The 18063-nt window shown below is 60.5% G+C and carries 15 protein-coding genes; 5 read left to right on the top strand and 10 right to left on the bottom strand.

Features of this window, described 5'->3' with window-relative positions:
- The first annotated feature begins 424 nt into the window (after positions 1-424).
- The 3 genes from BMI90_RS15295 to BMI90_RS15285 all read left to right on the top strand — a co-directional run bounded on the left by BMI90_RS15295 (position 425) and on the right by BMI90_RS15285 (position 4414).
- Positions 425-979, top strand: coding sequence for a response regulator (locus BMI90_RS15295; protein WP_146671312.1), 555 nt, complete (start codon positions 425-427; stop codon positions 977-979).
- A 303-nt stretch (positions 980-1282) separates the two neighbouring features.
- On the top strand, positions 1283-2413 hold the full coding sequence (locus BMI90_RS15290) for an HlyD family efflux transporter periplasmic adaptor subunit (protein ID WP_078530373.1): 1131 nt from the start codon (positions 1283-1285) through the stop codon (positions 2411-2413).
- Positions 2414-2425: 12 nt separating this feature from the next.
- The gene (locus BMI90_RS15285; protein WP_078530372.1) at positions 2426-4414 is read left to right on the top strand and encodes a cellulose synthase catalytic subunit; all 1989 of its coding nucleotides are present in this window, start codon (positions 2426-2428) and stop codon (positions 4412-4414) included.
- A 14-nt stretch (positions 4415-4428) separates the two neighbouring features.
- Here BMI90_RS15285 and BMI90_RS15280 read toward each other — a convergent pair whose 3' ends face one another.
- A complete protein-coding gene (locus tag BMI90_RS15280; RefSeq protein ID WP_078530371.1) occupies positions 4429-5007 on the bottom strand; it encodes a hypothetical protein in 579 nt (192 codons plus the stop codon).
- 146 nt (positions 5008-5153) lie between these two features.
- Between BMI90_RS15280 and BMI90_RS15275 the strand changes: the two genes are divergently transcribed.
- Positions 5154-6356 carry a cache domain-containing protein gene (locus tag BMI90_RS15275; RefSeq protein ID WP_146642635.1) on the top strand — a complete coding sequence of 401 codons (1203 nt, stop codon included), beginning with the start codon at positions 5154-5156 and terminating at the stop codon, positions 6354-6356.
- Positions 6357-6681: 325 nt separating this feature from the next.
- Here the strand turns inward: BMI90_RS15275 and BMI90_RS19145 are convergent, their stop codons facing one another.
- From BMI90_RS19145 to BMI90_RS15255, 4 genes are all read right to left on the bottom strand, one after another.
- Positions 6682-7185, bottom strand: a complete 504-nt coding sequence (locus BMI90_RS19145; RefSeq protein ID WP_078530369.1) for a transcriptional activator RfaH — start codon at positions 7183-7185, stop codon at positions 6682-6684.
- Between the two features lie 513 nt (positions 7186-7698).
- The gene (locus BMI90_RS15265) at positions 7699-9909 is read right to left on the bottom strand and encodes a polysaccharide biosynthesis tyrosine autokinase (protein WP_078530368.1); all 2211 of its coding nucleotides are present in this window, start codon (positions 9907-9909) and stop codon (positions 7699-7701) included.
- 80 nt (positions 9910-9989) lie between these two features.
- A complete protein-coding gene (locus BMI90_RS15260; protein ID WP_078530367.1) occupies positions 9990-10445 on the bottom strand; it encodes a phosphotyrosine protein phosphatase in 456 nt (151 codons plus the stop codon).
- The gene (locus tag BMI90_RS15255) at positions 10445-11530 is read right to left on the bottom strand and encodes a polysaccharide biosynthesis/export family protein (RefSeq protein ID WP_246831564.1); all 1086 of its coding nucleotides are present in this window, start codon (positions 11528-11530) and stop codon (positions 10445-10447) included. The genes BMI90_RS15260 and BMI90_RS15255 overlap by 1 nt, the downstream gene beginning before the upstream one ends.
- Positions 11531-11929: 399 nt before the next feature.
- On the opposite strand from BMI90_RS15255, the gene BMI90_RS15250 reads away from it, so the two are divergent.
- On the top strand, positions 11930-13027 hold the full coding sequence (locus BMI90_RS15250; protein WP_078530366.1) for a glycosyltransferase: 1098 nt from the start codon (positions 11930-11932) through the stop codon (positions 13025-13027).
- A gap of 300 nt (positions 13028-13327) precedes the next feature.
- Here BMI90_RS15250 and BMI90_RS15245 read toward each other — a convergent pair whose 3' ends face one another.
- From BMI90_RS15245 to BMI90_RS15225, 5 genes are all read right to left on the bottom strand, one after another.
- Positions 13328-13657: a hypothetical protein gene (locus BMI90_RS15245; RefSeq protein ID WP_078530365.1), complete on the bottom strand. Its 330-nt coding sequence runs from the start codon at positions 13655-13657 to the stop codon at positions 13328-13330.
- An 89-nt stretch (positions 13658-13746) separates the two neighbouring features.
- Positions 13747-14361 carry a YjbF family lipoprotein gene (locus tag BMI90_RS15240; protein ID WP_078530364.1) on the bottom strand — a complete coding sequence of 205 codons (615 nt, stop codon included), beginning with the start codon at positions 14359-14361 and terminating at the stop codon, positions 13747-13749.
- Positions 14358-16481 (bottom strand): YjbH domain-containing protein, encoded by a 2124-nt coding sequence (locus BMI90_RS15235; RefSeq protein ID WP_078530363.1) that lies wholly within the window; start codon positions 16479-16481, stop codon positions 14358-14360. The genes BMI90_RS15240 and BMI90_RS15235 overlap by 4 nt, the downstream gene beginning before the upstream one ends.
- Positions 16482-16645: 164 nt before the next feature.
- Entirely contained in the window at positions 16646-17164 is a 519-nt protein-coding gene (locus BMI90_RS15230) for a transcription termination/antitermination NusG family protein (RefSeq protein WP_078530362.1), read from the bottom strand.
- A 201-nt stretch (positions 17165-17365) separates the two neighbouring features.
- Positions 17366-18063: IS5 family transposase (locus tag BMI90_RS15225; protein ID WP_246831563.1), on the bottom strand; the 698-nt coding region annotated here is incomplete at its 5' end.

The raw sequence follows: 18063 nt of genomic DNA, 5'->3' as shown, positions 1-18063 counted from the left end.
CTCCACACATTTTATGGTGCGATCGTGAGGCGTAAAAAAAGTACTTGGCGTCATCTCTTTTTAACCCTCGGGTTCATGAGCCACGATCATCCAACATACAACCTATGATTGCAAATCACTTCTTGATTCAACCGATCTGCAAGGCTAGAAACGACTGATGAGGGGCCACCCTACCGCTTAGACCTACCCGCAATCGGCGGCAATTGCGCCGGTGAGCGCGAAGGGCAAAAAACGTAAACATCAGAGAACGCAGTATTTTCTGCCGATCAAACCGAGAATGACATCCATGACGAAAGAGGCTTGGCACAATTTCGCCTCAAAGTTGTGATTTCTCTAAGACTCTCCCTTAAATTGTTTTGTACGCTGGTTTTGAAGCACATTTTCCAACCCCGCAATTTCGGGCCGATTTTTCAAGGATATTGAGATGACTCGAGTGTTCCTCAGAAGCGTCGCGGGAAAAGCGAATACCACAGACGAACCCTCCCAAGATCGAAGATCCAAGACATCGACGGGAGGAGGTCCTGGCTTCGCGGCATCCGGGCTCCTGCCGAAACGGTGCATCATCTTTTGCGGCGACTCGCCCATGCTCAGCAGTGAGATCGGCCAAATCTGCAAACGGGAAGATGCAGAGCTTCTTGTTTGTTCCGAGGGGCTTCTCGCGACGAGCTGGCTCGCGCTTCACTCAGAAGAGATCGACGTCTTGATGGTTGACGGCGACTATCTCGGAGAGATCGAAGACACGATCGACTTCTGTTTGCGTGTACGGCGCGCATCTCCCGCTTTGCCCGTGATCCTGGTCTCCAGCGAGATGCGCGCAGATGACTTCACCTGTGAACGCATGCAAGCCTGCGACGTCACGCTGAAATCACCTATCTCCGAGGTTCGGCTCAAGAACGCGATCAGAGCCGCGCGCCAGAACAATGCGTTTTTCCTGTCCCGCCAGCAAAACCAGATCTCGCGCCAAAATTTCGCATCGTAAGTATCGAGATTCACCAGGGCTTCGCGGGCGCAGCAGCGTGCGCCTGAAGATGATCGAACCTGGACTGCGCCAATGCGTGTCGTTGGTGCGTCAAAATTGGCGAGCGACAGAAAGCGGGCCATCGACGACGCGACAGCGCGGGCGCGGCCTGTGCGCAGCGATCAACGGCAATCTCCAGGCTGTCTGCAAATCCACAACACTCACCGCAGCTTGAGGTTGCGCGCTGGCAGATTTGCACGATTATAGATTGTTGAGAGTTGCCGCCTCACCGCGAGCAACCGAACAATCCCGAGGAGCGTCTCATTGAAAACCTTCCGCCCCGTAATCGGTGTCGTTCTGGTCGCAGGTGCGCTCTGGGTGATCATCGGAGAACAAATGTCGGGGGTCAGCGCGGATGCCGTCGTCAATGCGCCCGTGGTGACGGTGCGCTCCAGCACCGCCGGAAACCTCCAGCTCCCGAGACGCCCGCTGGGTGCCCACGTTAATAAGGGTGAACTGCTGGCGAGCGTCGACGACACCCTCGCGGACACAACCCGACTGAACGACCTCAAGATGGAGAAGACGATCGCGCAGGCGAATGTCGATCAGATCCGGGGCGATCTGAATGCCAGGCGCGCGCAACGTCAGACCTATGTCGAGCGCACGGCGATTTTCCGGCAACAACGCATTGCCGAGATCGAGACGAAGCTGGAATTCGCCCAGGCACGGCTCGATCGCGCGGAAACAGGGGACACGAAACCCGATGCGGGCACTTCGAAGGCCACGAAAGCCTCCGCCGCGAGCACCGAGCCGCTCGCCCAGCTGCGCGAGGACGTGGCGCTGCTAAAGATCTCTCTCGAAGCCGCCAAGAAGGGGGTCTTCCTTGGCGATGGGTATAACGACGCGCCGAATTCCGAGCAGCGCGGACTCGAACTTGACGGCGAAATCACCTCCCTTGAGGTGGCTCTCGCTCATGCGCAGAGCCGTCTCCGGGCCCTCACCGATCGCAGCGCGCGGGAGCTGACCCGGGTCAATACGCTTTCGACCAATTCGATAATGTCGCCGGTGAACGGGCTTTACTGGGAAAACCTTCAGGCAGACGGCGTGGCAATCCAGCGCGGCGACTCGATCCTGAAGCTCGTGGACTGCGACGTTTCGATCGTGACCGCCTCGGTCAGCGAGGGGATCTACAACCGCCTGCATGTGGGCGACGCAGCCACCTTCAAGCTGGCATCGAACGGCAGCACTTACGCTGCGACGATCGCCCGTCTTGCCGGCAGCGGCGCGGCCTCGATCTACCAGAACCTCGCGATCGCTCCGAGCCAGAAACATCTTGAACGTTACGATGTGACCTTGCTGGTTCCGGGCCTGAAATCCGACCCCGAGGTGGACTGCGCGGTGGGACGGACCGGGAGGGTCTTTTTCGAAAAGCGCCCGCTCGATTTCAGTCGCTGACGGCGGCTTGGCATGATCTCGTATCCCCAACTCGGAGAGATAGGCTCGGCGGCAGTCCAGCTGATACTTGTGGTCGGCTTCATGGTCGTGGCGCGGGGTTTCATGGATCCCAAGCGCAACTTGCACCGCTCTGTGCTGCTCGGGGTCAGTGCCCTGCTTGCCCTGCGCTATATCTGGTGGCGCGCGACACAGACTTTGGCCCCGCCGGGGCTGACCCTCGACGTTGCTGCAAGCTGGTCGCTCTTCGCTCTCGAAGCGCTCACGATAATCGGCTCTCTGAGCGCTTTCCTGATCCTGTCGCGCACCAAGGCGCGCAGCGAGGAAGCGGACGAACACGCGAACCTGTCGGCCGAAGAAGCGCCGCTCGTCGCGATCCTCATCGCGACCTACAACGAGGATCGCGACATCCTCGAACGGACGATCGTCGGGGCTAAGTTCCTGCGCCATCACAACAAGATGGTAATCGTCTGCGATGACAACCGACGCGACTGGCTGCGCGATCTTTGCGAAGCGCATGACGTGCGCTACATGCGCCGACCCGATAACGAAGGGCAAAAGGCCGGCAATATCAATCACGCGCTCGATCGTCTGGCCGAAGAGGAAAGACAACCCGAATACGTCGCGATCCTTGATGCCGATTTCGTGCCCCATCGCGGCTTCATCTCGCGCACGCTAGCCCTGTTTCACGACCCGGCAGTGGGTCTCGTGCAGACGCCCCAGCACTATTTCAACCCCGATCCGATCCAGCAGAACTTCGGCCTCAAAAGCTCCTATCCCGACGAGCAGCGCTTCTTCTTCGACCAGATGCAGCCCTCGCGCGACGGCTGGGGGATCGCCTTTTGCTGCGGCACTTCCTCGATCTGCCGGTGGAGCGCCCTACGCGAGATCGGCGGCTTCAACACCGAAAGCGTGACCGAGGATTTCATGCTGACGCTGGCACTGCAGAACGCGGGCTGGAAAACCGTCTACCTCACCGAGCCACTCACCGAAGGTCTGGCGCCCGAAGGGCTCAAGGAATACGTGACCCAGCGCGCCCGCTGGTGCCTCGGCCTGATGCAGATCGCGCGTTCTTCGCTCGGCCCGTTTGCCAAGAGCAACCTGCGCCTGCGCGATCGCTGGAGCGTCATCGATTCGATCTTCTACTGGACCACGACTTTCACCTTCCGGATCGCTGCGATCTGCTATCCTCTGCTCTATTGGTACTTCAACATTACTGTCGTGAATGCAGGGTTGTCGGATGTTCTGAGCTACTTCGGGGTCTATTATCTCTGGAGCTTGATGGCGCTGAACATGCTCAGTCGCGGCATGGTCGTCCCGCTGCTCAACGATGTGAGTCAGCTCATCGCCGCGATCCCGATCACGCGCGCGGCCTTTACCGGGTTGCTTCAGCCCTATGGCCATCCTTTTTCGGTGACGGCAAAGGGCGGCGACCGCTCACGGGTGGTCATCCAATGGCGCATCATGGCCCCCTTCCTCGTCATGTTCTTCCTGACGCTGGGCGGGCTTCTGATCGGGATTATCTGGGATCGTTTTGCCTATTTTGATGCAGGCGACGGCAAATGGGTGATCCTGTTCTGGACGATCTACAACCTATTCGTGCTCGCCATGACCTGCCGCGCCTGTGTCGAGCTGCCGCGGCGCGAGATCCATGTGGCCGATGAGCCCGAGCATACCACCTTCGAGTCCGACGGCGTGGAATACTGGCTCTGGATCACCTCCTTGACGATGGACACGGTGCGCGTGCGCGGCGTGACCTTTCCGGAGCGGACCTACGGCATGCTCACGATCGACCAGATCTCCGGGCCGATCGCATGCTATGTCATCGCAAAGACCCGCGACGGTGCGCGTTTGCAGCTTCTGCCCAACGAGACGCAACGCGAAGAGCTCCTGGTGCGCCTCCATGCCGAAGGCGACGAGCCAGGCGTCAGCCATGTCCATGCAGGCGCGCTCCTGCGTGACCTCTACGGCCGCTTCCTTCCGAAATATTCTTCCGAGGACTAGCCGGGCCGCACCGCTCAAAAGGTATTGATGGTGAAGCCCAGGAAGGCCTCTTCAGCGAAGACGTGATAGCCCGCCCGGATCGCAACCGGCCCATCGCCGATCTTCTTGGAGAACGCGACGGTGCGCTCGGAATAGGTGTCGCTTCCGCCTGCCGAAAGCTCGAGTCCGAAGCCGGACTTGTTGCCCGCCTGGAAGAGAGCGAACCAGTCCTGGCCGATGGTGTTGTACTGGGCCAGAACGAAGACATGACCGAAGGCCGTCGGCGTGTAGCGCTCCACAGCGACTTTCGCCCCCAATCGCCAATTGCCTTCCGAAAGGGTCTTGCCGACGCTCGGTCCGATCTTCAGCGTGCCGATTCCGTCGACGACGAAATCACGCGAGAGCGACGCACCGGTCGACCAGCCGCCCTCGTAATCCGAGAAGTTCGCTCCGAAGCTCACCTTGCCTCGGGTCATCGAAAAGACGGTGTCAGAGGTATTCTGCGCGGCATCGACCTGAAAAAACACCCCGTCGGCGCGCGCTTCGTGGGCATGACCCAATGACAGTGCGACACCCGTCGCGACAGCGATGCCTAAACCGTAAACTCTGCGCATTGCTTGATTTCCTGTAAACCGCTGCCCTTTGGGCGCATCCCTCGAATGCCACCCGCGCTCCGTGAACCGGAGGCTTCATTCTGCCGGAGTGTTTTGCATAGCACCACGCTTTGCAACCCGCAGAGCACAATCTTAAGAAGAAATAATTGAGCCTCACCTTTTTGCCACATTTACTATATAATCGATTCAAAACGATTTTTGTTTTTTCCGAGCAACTCAGGATAGTAACGAATATGCGCGCTCCTCGAAATCTGGATCTGTCGGGCATCTTTCTGCGCACCGCGATCGCAATGGTTCTTATCGTTGTGGCGACGGCCGCATTCGTCACTGAGGTTGTCTCCAAGCAAGCTCTGGAGTTCCAAAAATCGATCGAGCACAAACTGGTGCTCAGGGGCGCTGATGCGGTCGCACTCAGCTTCAATACGGCGCTGACGCGCGAATGGGACAGTCTTCACGCTGTCGCCAAAAGCATCGGTTCCGCCTCTCAGGAAGACATGAACAAATTCATGGACGCGGTCGCCCAGACCGGGGGACAGGTGGCTTGGGCAGGGTTTGCGTCGTTGGATGGAACGATCAAATCCGGCTCGAACCGTCTGCAGGAAGGGACGAATATCAGCGCAAAGCAGTGGTTCCGCGATGGTCTCCGCAGACCGTCGATCGAAACCATTACCGAAGCCGGAACGGTCGAGAACGAACGCACCGGCGAACTGGAACGCTATCTGAACCTGTCGACCCCCGTGATCGGCCCCCACGGGCAGACGATGGGTGTGCTCGTCTATCGACTGCGGATCGAGTGGGTGCGAAGCTTCCTCCTCAAGGCCAGCAGCGACCTCGGTGTCGATGTGGTCATTCAGGACGTAAACGGCGATTTCGTGATCGACACGCGCCACACGGTCAAGCCGATCCCCGAGAACCTGACCGCGAGCGCAAGCCTGCGAAGCAACTCATCTGGCGCCTTCCATCTCGTCGGAGACACGAACGGGGACACCTATGCCTACGCACCCAATTTCGTCTGGAAGAGCCTTCCCGCGTTCGGCTGGCGCGTGTTTGCGGTGCTGCGGCAGGACAATATGTCGAATGACCTGCCGGTCCTGACCGAAGTCACGCTCTCGACGGTGGCGGTGGCGGCACTGGGCATGCTCATCGTGACGCTGGTGTTTCTCAAGTTGCTCCTGCGCCCGGTCGAAAGACTCGCAAAGACGGCCGAGAGCATTGCGAATGGCAACCGGGTCTTCCCCGAGGAAACGACGAGTTCACGCGAGGCTGCCTCGCTCTCGAGCGCGCTTGCGATCATCCAGAGCAGGCTGATGCCGCTCCCTAGCGACACGCATTCGAAGGAAGCCCACTAGCGCTCCACGGACGCCTTGAGAAGAGCGCCGGGCAGGTTCGGCTGCGGATGCAGGCGAACCGCTTCCCCACGCAATGGTCTTTGGTTTCGATTGGTTGCGAGCGACTGCGCTCTCCCATCCTGACGGCGGGATCGCGCCCCAAGATTAGCTGACCTGATCCCGGGAACCCTGACACGCAAAAGCCGGGGCTTCACCGAGACTTCCTTGTCTGACAGAACCGTCGTAAGGCAGCTCATCTCGGGCTTCGCAGAGCCGTTCGAAAGCCCTCGCCAGATAAACCTTCGAAGACCTGCTCATGCCCTTGTCGCGCCTGGGTCGAACGATCTCAGACCGAACGCAGCGCCTTGGGATCGACCGCGACTCGTCTCTCGCCACCCATGAAATCGAGCAGTACCCAGATCCGGGCTTCGGGATCAATCTCTGCGATCCGCCCCACCAGATCGGTGAAAGGGCCGCTGGCCACACGCACCGTGTCCCCAGCGCTGAAGCTGGCTTCTGACTGAAGGCAGGCCTCTGTGTCGCACTGCGCCACTAGTTCCGAAATGAGCCCAGAAGGCACTTGGCGAGGCTCTGCGCCGAAGCTCACAAGCCGACTGACGCCGCGCGTCGCGTTGATTTTTCGCCAGAGCCCGCGTGCGGGGTCGAAGGAGACGAAAAGATATCCGGGAAAGAGCGGGCGACGCGCTCTTTCAAAACGACCGGCGCGACGAATCGTGCGCACCTCTCGCGGCAAGAAAGTAGTGAAGCCCTGCCGCTCCAGATGTGTCTGTGCGATCGCCGCGCTGTTGGGCTTGAGCTGAGCCAGGAACCAGGGAGTTTCGGTGATCATGAGGGCCACGATTATTTCGTTCAATAATGAGCGAATTCATCCTCATTGGCGAAGGGAATGCAACCCGAAGATGTTTCCCTTTCAAGGCGGAGATCGGAACCGGCAACCTTAGCTCCCCGCGATCACACCCGTATAATCCATTAAAAACCAATACTTTACCAGAATTCATTTTTGCAATGAGCGCTTTCTAGCGCATCCCTATGTGCAGCACCCCCTACGGGATCCGGGCGCTTGGAACTCCCGGAAAAGAATCGTCACGAAAAAGGTTCATCAGCTGACATTGCCACTCAAAAGATCCTCTCGCCGGGTCCGGGTTTCAGATGGCCGATTTTCAGACGGACTGGGAAACCTCACTCGCCCCTCTGTGCCGGGCGCGCGCCTGCTCGACGAGGCATCCGAGCACAATTCCATCCGCAGTTTCGCGGGCTTTTGCGAAATAGCTGTGCACCCGGTGGCTCGTGATGTCCCGCGCCACTCGACTGTCGAAGACGCGAAAGCCCAAGGCGGTTCAGCTCAGTCGTCGGATTTATAGCTGTAGCGGTAGTTGTAGTGGTATTGGTAGTGACCGCCGTAGCGCTCGGCCTCACTGGCCTTGAAACCATTGAGCACCGCCCCCGTGACGGAACTGCCCGCCGCCTCGAAGCTCGCCTGCACGGCCCGCAGTGCCCCCTGCATCGTCTCAAGATGGCGGGTGATGGCGATCGTGGCGCCGACTGAACGCCCAATCACCACCGGGTCGGTGACCGCCAGTGCGGGCGGGGCATCGACGATGATCAGGTCGTAGCGATTGTCGAGCTCGGCCAGCATCTTCGCAAATTCCGCGCGCATCAGCAGCTCGGACGGGTTGGGCGGGTAGCGCCCCGCGACGATGACCGACATTCCCTCGACCGGCCCCGGCACGATCACCTCGTCGAGGGGCTTTTCGTGCCCGAGATAATCCGAAAGTCCCGGCGCATCCTTCGGTAGATGCAGGAAACGGCGCAGATAGCCCCGCCGCATATCGGCATCGATTACGCAAACTTTCTGGCCTGCCTGCGCGGCGACCACTGCAAGGTTGATCGCGGTGAAACTCTTGCCGACGCCAGGCGAGGCGGAGGTCAGCTGAATCGAATTCGTTTTCGCATCGAGCAGTCCGAAATGCAGCGAGGTGCGCAACGAGCGCAGTGCCTCGGTTGCATCCGCGTCGGGATGTTCGAGCGCGAAGATCGGCAGATCTCCCTTGCGATTGCGCAGATCCGCCGCCTCTGCGGCAAAAGGCACTGTCGCGAAAACCGGCAGGCCAAGCGCCTCGATTTCCTCGGCCCCCTTGATCCCCTTGCGCAGGGCACGGCGCAGAAGCACGATGCCAGCGCCCACGATCAGACCCAGAAGGGCCGCAAGCGCGATGATCCTGCCCTTGCGCGGAGCGACGGGGATCGGGTTGGTATAGGCGGTATCGATGATCCGCACCGAGCCCACGGTCGAGGCCCGAACCACCTGCAATTCCTGGCTGCGATTCAGAAGCTGGGTATAGACCTGCTGGGCCACCTCGAGATTGCGCTGCAGGTTGAAAATGTCCTTCTGCGTCTCGGGCAGGCTTTGCGTAGCCAGTTTGGCCTGTTCGAGCTGGGCCTGCAATTCCGTGCGGTTTTGCAATAGCGCCTGATAGGCGGGGTGGTTGACGGTATATTGGTTCTTCAGCTCCGCTTCCTTGAGATCGAGCGCCGAAAGCTCACCCTCGATCTTCGTCACCCTTTCAAGCAACGCCTGCGTCTCGTAATTCACATCGACCGATTGCTGTTTCTGGCGATATTCGTTGAGCGCCTGCTCGGCATCGGCGACGTTATTGCGCGCCTGCGGCAGTTGGCCTTGAATGAAGTCGAGGCTGTTTTCGGCCGAGGCGGCGTTGCGTTCGACATTCTGCTCCAGAAAAGCATTGGCGATTGCGTCGAGAATGGTCGCGGCCCGCGCGCGCTCGGTATCCTGATAGCTCGTGCGAAGGATCGAGCTGCCCCGCGGGGACTCGGTCACCGAAAAGCGTGAAGACACCATCCCGATGGCAGCATCGAGCGAACGACGACCAACGATGAACTGGCGTTTCTCGGGTGCATTGAGTTCCGAGACCGCGATCGCGAAGCTGCGATCAGCATTGGTGACTTCCTTACCCACCTCGCCGTTCAGCATCGTCCCGTCGGGCAGCTTGATACTGTAGCTCGACGGCCCTGTGACGGTCAGAGGCATTTGCTCGCCGATCCAGAAATCGGGAACCTTGAGCCGACCGACCGAAATGCTTTCCGGACCCCATTGGTAGCTCGGAAGAAGGCCGAAGCTCGGCAGACCGACATGCATCGGGAAAAGGCCAAGCACCGGCAGGCGCTTGGGATAGGCGAAGGTTTCGAGATCGAGCTTTTTTACCGCCTGGCCCAGAACGAGACGCGACTCCATGATCGCCATCTGTGTCTCGGCCTCCGATTTCCCGCCGCTCGAGGCGAAAAGATCCTTCATTCCCTCCGGCAGCGCGAGCGCGTCCTGAGACTGCTCGAGTTGCAGCAGACCCATGGCTTGATAGGTCGGCGCACTGCGCAGCGCCGCGAAGCCCCCGATCGACACCGCCACCACGAAGGCGGCCAGTATCCATTTCCATCCCGAGACCAGCGCACCGGCGAGGGCCATCAGGTCAATCTCGTCGTCGTCGTTTTCCTGTGTCTGCATCGGAGCCTGCGAAATGCCGGGGGTCTGCTTCATTATCTCAACTCAACTCAATCTCGAAAACCAACAATAGAACGACCGGACACGCGAACCACACCCCCGCGCGTCTCCCGTCATCATCCCTGTCCTCTCTTGCGCCCAAGGCGGGTCACCCACCCATCGGCGGCGGCCCGGATCTGGGCAAAGGCCGCGCGATGGATCTCGATCGGCTTGCGATAGGGATCGGGAATGCCCTGCCCGCCCAGCCATTGATCGAAGAGCATCGTGCGCCCTGACAGATGCGGTGCGATCCGCGTGATCTCGGAACGGTGTCCCGCTTCCATCACGAGTATCAACTCATGCGCGGCGCCGATCTCGGCCGTAAACTGGCGCGCGACGTGTCCTTCGAGGCTTACCCCTTCAGCCTCGGCCACTTCGCGCATCACCTTGTCGGCGGGCGCCCCCACCACGGCACCGATCCCGGCCGAACTGACCGTGACCTCGGGAAGCTCACGCGCAAGGAGGCGCTCCCCCACCGGTGAGCGGCAGATATTGCCGACACAGACGACCAGAATAGAGCCGACCTGCGCCATCAGTTTGCCAGCGCGTCCGCCGCGCGGGCCGTGCTCAGCGTCGGCAGCAGGTTCGAGATGAGACGGTTCCACTTCGCGACTGGCGCGGTGGTCACATAGACCACGTCCTGCGGGTGCAGATAGAAGCGCGTCCCCACGACATAGGCGGCCGCGCTCGACGTATCGAGCTGGTAGACGGTGACGCCCGCGGGCGTGTCGCGGAAGACGAAGATCCCGCGCGCATCGGCGGCCTCAGTCTTGAGCCCGCCCACCGAAGTCACGGCCTCGGTCAGAGTCACATCGTCCTTGGTCAGGTCAATCGGGCCGGGCTTGACGAGTTGGCCAAGCAGATAGGCCTCGGCCGCCTTGGCACGCGGCACCGCAATCACGTCGCCATTGTGCAGCACAGGGTTGTTCGACGAGATCCCCTGATTGAGGAAGGCCTGCATGTCGACGCTGTAGCTGCGTCCGCCCCGGCGCACGATCACACGCCGCGCATCGGCTTTTTCGGTAAGACCACCCGCCTCGTTGACAGCATCAAGCAGCGTCAGCGCCGACGAGGTGAGCGGGATCCGGGCAGGCTGACCGACTTCGCCAGTGACCGAAACGGTCTGCGAATTGTAACCCACCACACGCACCGAGACCTGCGGCGAGGGGATGAATTCCTTGAGCTTCTCGGCCAGATCGGCGCGAATCTCATCGGGCGTGCGCCCACGGGCGCGCACCTGACCGACATAGGGGTAGAAGAAGGTGCCATCAGATTGCACGCGCAGCCCCGAATCGGCAGGCGTGCGGTTTGCGCCAGCCGGCATCGTCAGCTCGGGGTGATCCCAGACCACGATATCGAGCAAGTCGCCGGTGCCGACGCGGTAATTCCAATACCCGTTGGAGGGAAGGGTCGTACGACCGCCGCTCAGATCCGCCGGAGCGCCAAAGGTCGAGACATTCGCCGCACTAAGACGCACCACGGCGATATTGCCGGCAACCGGGTCTTCGGTCGTGGTGACGGGGCGCGAGGAGAGCGGAAAATTCGTCGTCGAATTATCGCAGGAGGCCAAAAGCAGCAGCGCAAGACATGCTCCAAGAACCTTCGTCATCGCCCCCATGAACGCCCTCCTGAGCTTTTCGCCTCAACGGCGCAATCTTTACCTGTCATGCCCTCGGAAATATCGAGAGCCAGTCTCTGACTGGATAGCCGAGCCCGGAGGCCATGCCAACCGCACATAGCTCACGAATCGATTCCGCCAGCTATCTCGCTGCATATTGACTTGGCGACCGGGCGGCAATCCGATCAACCTCTGGTTGTGCATATTTTACAGGCGCCGGGCGAAATCGAGCCGGGCTTTCGGGCGGAGAACCGCTCACGATACCTTTACTGCGGCCATTATCTCTGGTTAAGAGACGTCACGTCGGGCACCCTTTTTATTGAACACGAATAGCTATTTCCCCGCGTGAGTGACACTTCAGTTTCAACGGTTCTCGTAGCTTCTGCACAAGGCGGTATCATGGTTGGGCTTACGTATATTGGCGTTGCTTTCCTTGCCTCTTTCCTCTTCGCCGTACTCATCGTGACCACCCAGAAGTTCCACGGCAGGTTGAGCCATGACGGCGCTACCGGTGTGCAGAAGATCCACGCCGCCCCAGTGCCCAGAATCGGCGGCTTTGCGCTTCTCGCGGGGGCGTTTGCGGCGGGTTGGACGCTCGACCCGGCCACGCAGGCGCTCTGGTGGACAATCTGCCTTTGCGGGATCCCGGCTTTCGGCTCGGGCGCGCTTGAGGACGTAACCAAGAAGGTCTCGGCAAAATGGCGGCTGATAGCGACGGTCTTCGCCGGGTTGATCTTCTGCGTGGTCTCTGGCTATCGCATCGAACGCGCCGACATTCCCGGTCTCGACTACCTGCTGCAATACCCGGTATTCGGTGTCGCGCTGAGCGCCATTGCCATCGGCGGCATCGCCAATTCGCTCAATATCATCGACGGGGTGAACGGGCTTGCCTCGGGCACCGCGATCATCGTTTTCTCGGCCTTCGCGGTGCTTGCGTCGAAAGCGGGCGACAGCTCGGTTCTCGCAATCTGCCTGCTGATGATCGGTGCGATTACGGGTTTCTTCGTCCTGAATTTCCCCTCGGGGCGGCTCTTTTACGGAGATGCGGGTGCCTATTCGACGGGCTTCGTGCTCGCGGTGATCGGAATCGTGCTGCCTGCGCGCAATCCTCAATATTCGCCGCTGATCGCGGTCCTCGCCTTGGCGTACCCCTGGATCGAGACGCTGGTCTCGATCCGCCGACGCGTGAAGCGCGAGGGCACCCATCCTGGCGAGGCCGATCGCCTGCATTTACATAGTCTCGTCTATCGCAGCCGCGCCAAGCGCATCGCGGAGACGATCAATCGACCGAAAATGCGCAATCCGATCACCTCGGTCCTGCTATGGTCGCTGACGCTCGTAGCGTGCTCGATCACCGTGATCTGGCCGGACGAGCCGTTGATACTCGGAGCGGGTGTCGGGGTCGTTTACGTGTTGTATCTGCTTATCTATCGACGCGTAGCCCTGCTGAGCCGCATTCGCCGGGCGTTCAACGCACGGATTCGGCACCGCGCCTGAGAGATGCGCTCAGCCTTCCCGATGGGGCGGCTGATCTTCCATCGGCGCAAAATGCTCGCTCAGTATGAGCCAAAGCAGCGCCGACAGCGGGAATATGATGAGAGCTGAAAGCATCGCGCGCCTCTTCCCTAGGGTAACGTAACAATTTTGCTAAAACTATGCGGCAAAAGTGCGGTCGCCGCTACTGACCATTTGATAGGGTAAATGGCCAAAATCGGGCATAAAAGAAAAAGCCCCGCCGGCATGCCGACGGGGCTTTTCTTGATCTCGCTCGCGAAAGGCGGGCGCTTACGCGCTCGATCAGTTCGTGCCGTTCGTGGAACTCGTTCCACCGCTGCCGCCGCCCATGGCCGCTGCGGCAACACCCACGGCAATCATCACCATTGCAACTGGCGTCGCGCCGCCGAGATTGCCGCCCATGCCCTTCGCGCAGGTCACCTGAGCCATGCCGCCAGCGGTATACTCGGCTCCAAGCACTTGCTTGCCGCCGCAGACATTCGCCTGCTCGGCCCAAGCCATGAGAGCCTCATCGCTCAGGTTCGGCGGAGCCTGCACGCCTTGTGCAAGGCCGGGAAGGGTGGCGGCAAAGGTCGCGGCAATGGCCAGCGAAGCCGTAATCAGTTTGGTCATCAAAGCCTCCGGGATCGGATGAACAGTTAACATTGTCCAACCATATAACATTCGGTTTGCACGCCCCACTAGAATCTTGCCGGTTCCGGTTAGTTTTTGCCGATCGTGATGATTTCCGTGGCAATTGCCCCGACCTTGGGCGAAATCCACTGCCGCGCCGCCTCGATCCGACCTGCCCCGTCGGTCCAATAAAGGTTCTGCGTGCGCAGCCCCGCAGTGGCGCAACTTTCCTCGTTGCGGATCAGACGTCGACCGGCCAGCATCTCGGGCCCCTTGCTGTCCATCTCGCACCCCATCAGCACGTAGCGCGCGTGGTTCTCGGCATCGAGCAACCGGTAGGTCCGCCGATAAGGCCCCGCAGTCTCGCCGCGCAGCGCCGCAAGCGTCGGCTCGGCATCGGCTCCCATGAGATCATCGCCCAGACCACGCGTCGCTACCACAACACCTCGATCGACGCTCACGGTGATATTGTCATCGGATACCCAGGTGCCGACCGTCCCGTTTCGTCCGATCGGGCGCAACACGGCTGTCGCGTTACGCGAGGGGATCACCACCTCCAGCCCTGTGCCGGCGTCGCCACCTTGCGCGATCACGACCTGCACTCCCTTCCCTTGCGGAGCGTCGGCCGATCCGGCCGAAAACGACATCGGGATCTTGCCGCAACCGGCAAGCGCCAGAAGGGACGCCGCGAGCCACAACCTCATCGCCAGAACCTTTCCCAATTGCCATCAAGCGTGGCCGCCTGATCGTCACGCACCAGGCCATAGAGCCGATTCGAGACATGCAGCCGCGCCCCGCCGTCACGCAGGATCGGCTGGATCACGGTCGAATACTTCGTGCGTGTCGCCTGCCCCGTCACCCAACCCAGCGGGATGGTCAGCGTGAACCCCTTGTCAAAGGAGCCTTCGCCGAAATCAGCCGAGGAGACGTCGGTCTTCGTGGCGTAGACGCCCACGCGCCAGCCATTGTCGAAGACGCGCGCGAAGCTCAGCGTGGCCCCGGTATCGCCCGCGAGATAACGCCCGACATCAAGCTGCGTGTAGAAATCGTCGCTCAGACGGTAATAGGCCGAAAGATGCCCGGTCGTGACCTCGTAGTCACGCAGATCGAAACGCTGGTCATAGCCGCGCTGACGCACCCGGTTGATCTCGGCCCCGAGCGCAAGGCGGCTGTTTTGCGGCGCCCAGAGCACCTCCGCCGAGACGCCCGCGAACATCGCCTCGAGATAGCCAGCCGTGACCCGGCCATAGAGATCGCGACCGGGTCGGAAGAAATAAGCCGCAGTCAGTTCGGGGATCTGCGGACCGGAGGTCTTGTAATAGAGCCAGGCATCCGAACGCACATGCGGCAGAACCGAATCCGAAGGCCGGTTGGCCTGATCCAGATTGCCGATCAGTTTCTGATTCACCTGCCCCGAGAGCAAAAGTCCCGGCAGCGGCTCGAACCTGGCCCCGAGACTGAAGCCGATATCGGCGCGCAGCGGATCGTCGGGATCGAAGAGTGCAGGCTTGAGATAAGGGCCGATGCGCCAGGAGAAGCGCGGATAAACACCGTCCGCCGGTGGCAGGCGGCCCGTTGCGTCGCCGATCTGCGCGTTCGCGCGGATCAGCTCTCCCCCGATCGGGTGGAATTCATAAGCTTCGAGATCGGCGCGCTTGAGCTCGGTCGTGCTCACCGGCATCGCGTTTTCCGACAAAGTGATGGCGAAGCGATCGACGCTTGCGGGGGCTTGGGCGCTCAGCACCCGCGCCGCGCGCCCGATCGCCTCGGGCGCGGCATTGTAACGATCGTTGCGGATCTGGATCTCGAGCCGGTCACCGCTTAGCGCGATACCCTCGAGAGCAAGTCCCTGCGCGGCAAGCGCCGGGCGCAAGGACGCCTCGAGCAGCGCCGGATCGCCCGCCCAACTCTTCGCCGCATCCGCGCCCCCGCGCGGCACCACCGGCGGCGGCGCGCTCTCGAGCCCGCTGGGATGCGGATTAGACTTGGGGTTGAGCGCGTAATTGAGCTGGAGGCTCAGCGTCGAGCCATACATGTAACCCGCGCTCACCGAGGCATTCGGGTTGATCTGGTAGCGCGCGGCGAAATTGAAGGGCGATCTGCGATCGAAGGTCGGCCCGTCCTCGCGCGTGTAGGCATCGGACGAATATTCCGCGACCAGGGTCAGCCGGTCACTCGCCTGCCATTCGACACCACCGAAAAGCGCCGCCGGGCCGCGAAACCATTGAGAAGGCTGAAATGTGCCGCCCTTACCGACATCCGCCTTGGGTCGCGTGTCGAACCGATCCGAGATCACACCCAGAGGGTTGTCGAAACTCCCGAACGAGCCCAGCCGCCCCCAGCCGATGCCCGCCGTCGCTCGCAGCTTCTGCGTCAGCGCCTTCGAGGCCACGACATATTCACCCGCATAGACGCCGGTGCCAGCCATGTCGTTAATGCCGACCGCCATCGCAGGCCGGAACCGCCCTTCGTCGAGGAAACGATACTGGACCGAGAAGCTGCGGTCATAGAGCGTGCTGCCGCCGTTGTAATTGCCGACCGATGAATAGCGGAATCCTGCCGAGAGTCGCGGCGTGATCTGGAAAGCCGCCGAAACCCGCGTCTGGTTTTGCATATAGAAGATGGTGAAACCAAGCTCCGCATCTTCGCGACTGCCCGCCGAAGGCATGTCAATCAAGCCGGGGACACCGAAGCTGTTATACCCCAGCGCGACATCCGCCCCCTCTGCGCGCAACGGCGAAGGGTGGCAGAAAACCGTTGCGCCAAAAGCGCTTAAAGCCAGAAAAATTGGCCATCTGCGGTGACCGAGTGGACGCAGGAACATAATGTAATCCGCTCAGGTAATGATCTGTTGCTCTGTCCTAACAGAGCCTTGTTTACGCCTGTAGCCCAGAAGCTTGGGAAAACCTTTCCTGTAGCAGATTTGCACTTTATCTTCTCAGCACGACCTCTTGCCTCGTCGGACTTTACCAAAACGTTTTCCGCCCCTTACCCGTCTTTCGCGCGCAGCTCTGCCGCTGATACAGCGACGCGTGTCTCGGCCCCCATCATCTCTATCAGCAACCAGACACGCTGATCTGGTTCGATACGTTCGATTGTCGCCGCGAAATCGACGAATGGGCCCGAGGCAACACGAACCTCCTCCCCTTCGGCGAACTCTCTTTGAAGCCGCAGGCAGTGCGTAGCATCGCAACGCTTCGCAATTTGGGCAATCAATTCTGGAGGCACTGGGCGCGGCACGCCGCCGAAGCTCACAAGGCGCATAATACCGCGGGTTGCATTGATCTTGCGCCATAGCCCTTTGTCAGGATCGAAAGAGACAAAAAGGTAACCGGGGAAAAGGGGGCAGCGCCGCGTCTCGAAGCGCCCTGCCCTACGCATCGTGCGCATTTCTGTGGGCATGAAGATAGCGAAACCTTGACGTTCGAGATTGGCCTGCGCGATCACCGCGCTGTTGGGCTTTACCTGAGCCAGAAACCAAAGTGATACAGTGTCCAAGAAATCCATACCGAAATCCGTTCAATTATGAACAAAGTCACCACAATTCAGGCGTGCATTGCAACCCCCAACTGGACCGGAGCGGATCGCGAAGGTGAGGCTCGCCAAAAGACTTTGACGAAAATGTCGACACTCTAGACCTCGCACTCGAGGAATGACTCTGTTGCGCAATTCGGCTGTTAGGCGAGGTTCCCCTATCCCCGGGCAGACTTATCCCACGACCTCAGTGACAGGTATGCAGAGCGCGGTGTAGCCATTCAGGACGGCTATGCGGATTTGGAGTTCAGCGACCTTACGGTCGAAGTCCCGCGCCATGAGGCGCTGCCCCAGCAGTTTCATACAGTGCATCTTCGTTTCGACGCGGCTTCGGCGGTGATAGCCGCTCCAGTTTCGCCAGAGCGCCCGACCGAGATATTTCGACGCCCGCAAGGCTTCGTTTCGAGCGACCGCTTCGGCAGTGTTCGGTTTCCATGGTTTTGCGTTCTTGCGGGGTGGGATGACGGAGGCGGCGCCTCGATCCGCAATGGCATCATGGCACTTGCGCGTGTCATGGGCCCCGTCTGCGGTGACGCTACCGATCTCCTGTTCGGGTGAGATCTGATCGAGTAATTCCGGCAGCATGGGGGCATCGCCGATACCACTGCTGGTGAACTCGACGGTTCGCATCTCCAGCGTTTGTTCGTTGATCCCGAGGTGGATTTTGCGCCAGACGCGCCGTTTGGGACCGCCATGCTTGCGCGCATTCCACTCGCCTTCACCCTCGACCTTGATGCCGGTGCTGTCGATCAGCAGATGCAGCGGGCCCGTGGAGCCGCGATAGGGGATGTTCACTGATCTGATCCCCGGAAACTGGACCGTTTGAAGCTGGAGTTTTCCGCTACGCTTCCTTGGCTGGAAGAGGAGTGGAA

This window comes from Thioclava sp. L04-15 (genome assembly GCF_002020275.1).
Lineage (GTDB): Bacteria > Pseudomonadota > Alphaproteobacteria > Rhodobacterales > Rhodobacteraceae > Thioclava > Thioclava marina.
This window is presented reverse-complemented; position numbering and strand designations above follow the sequence as displayed.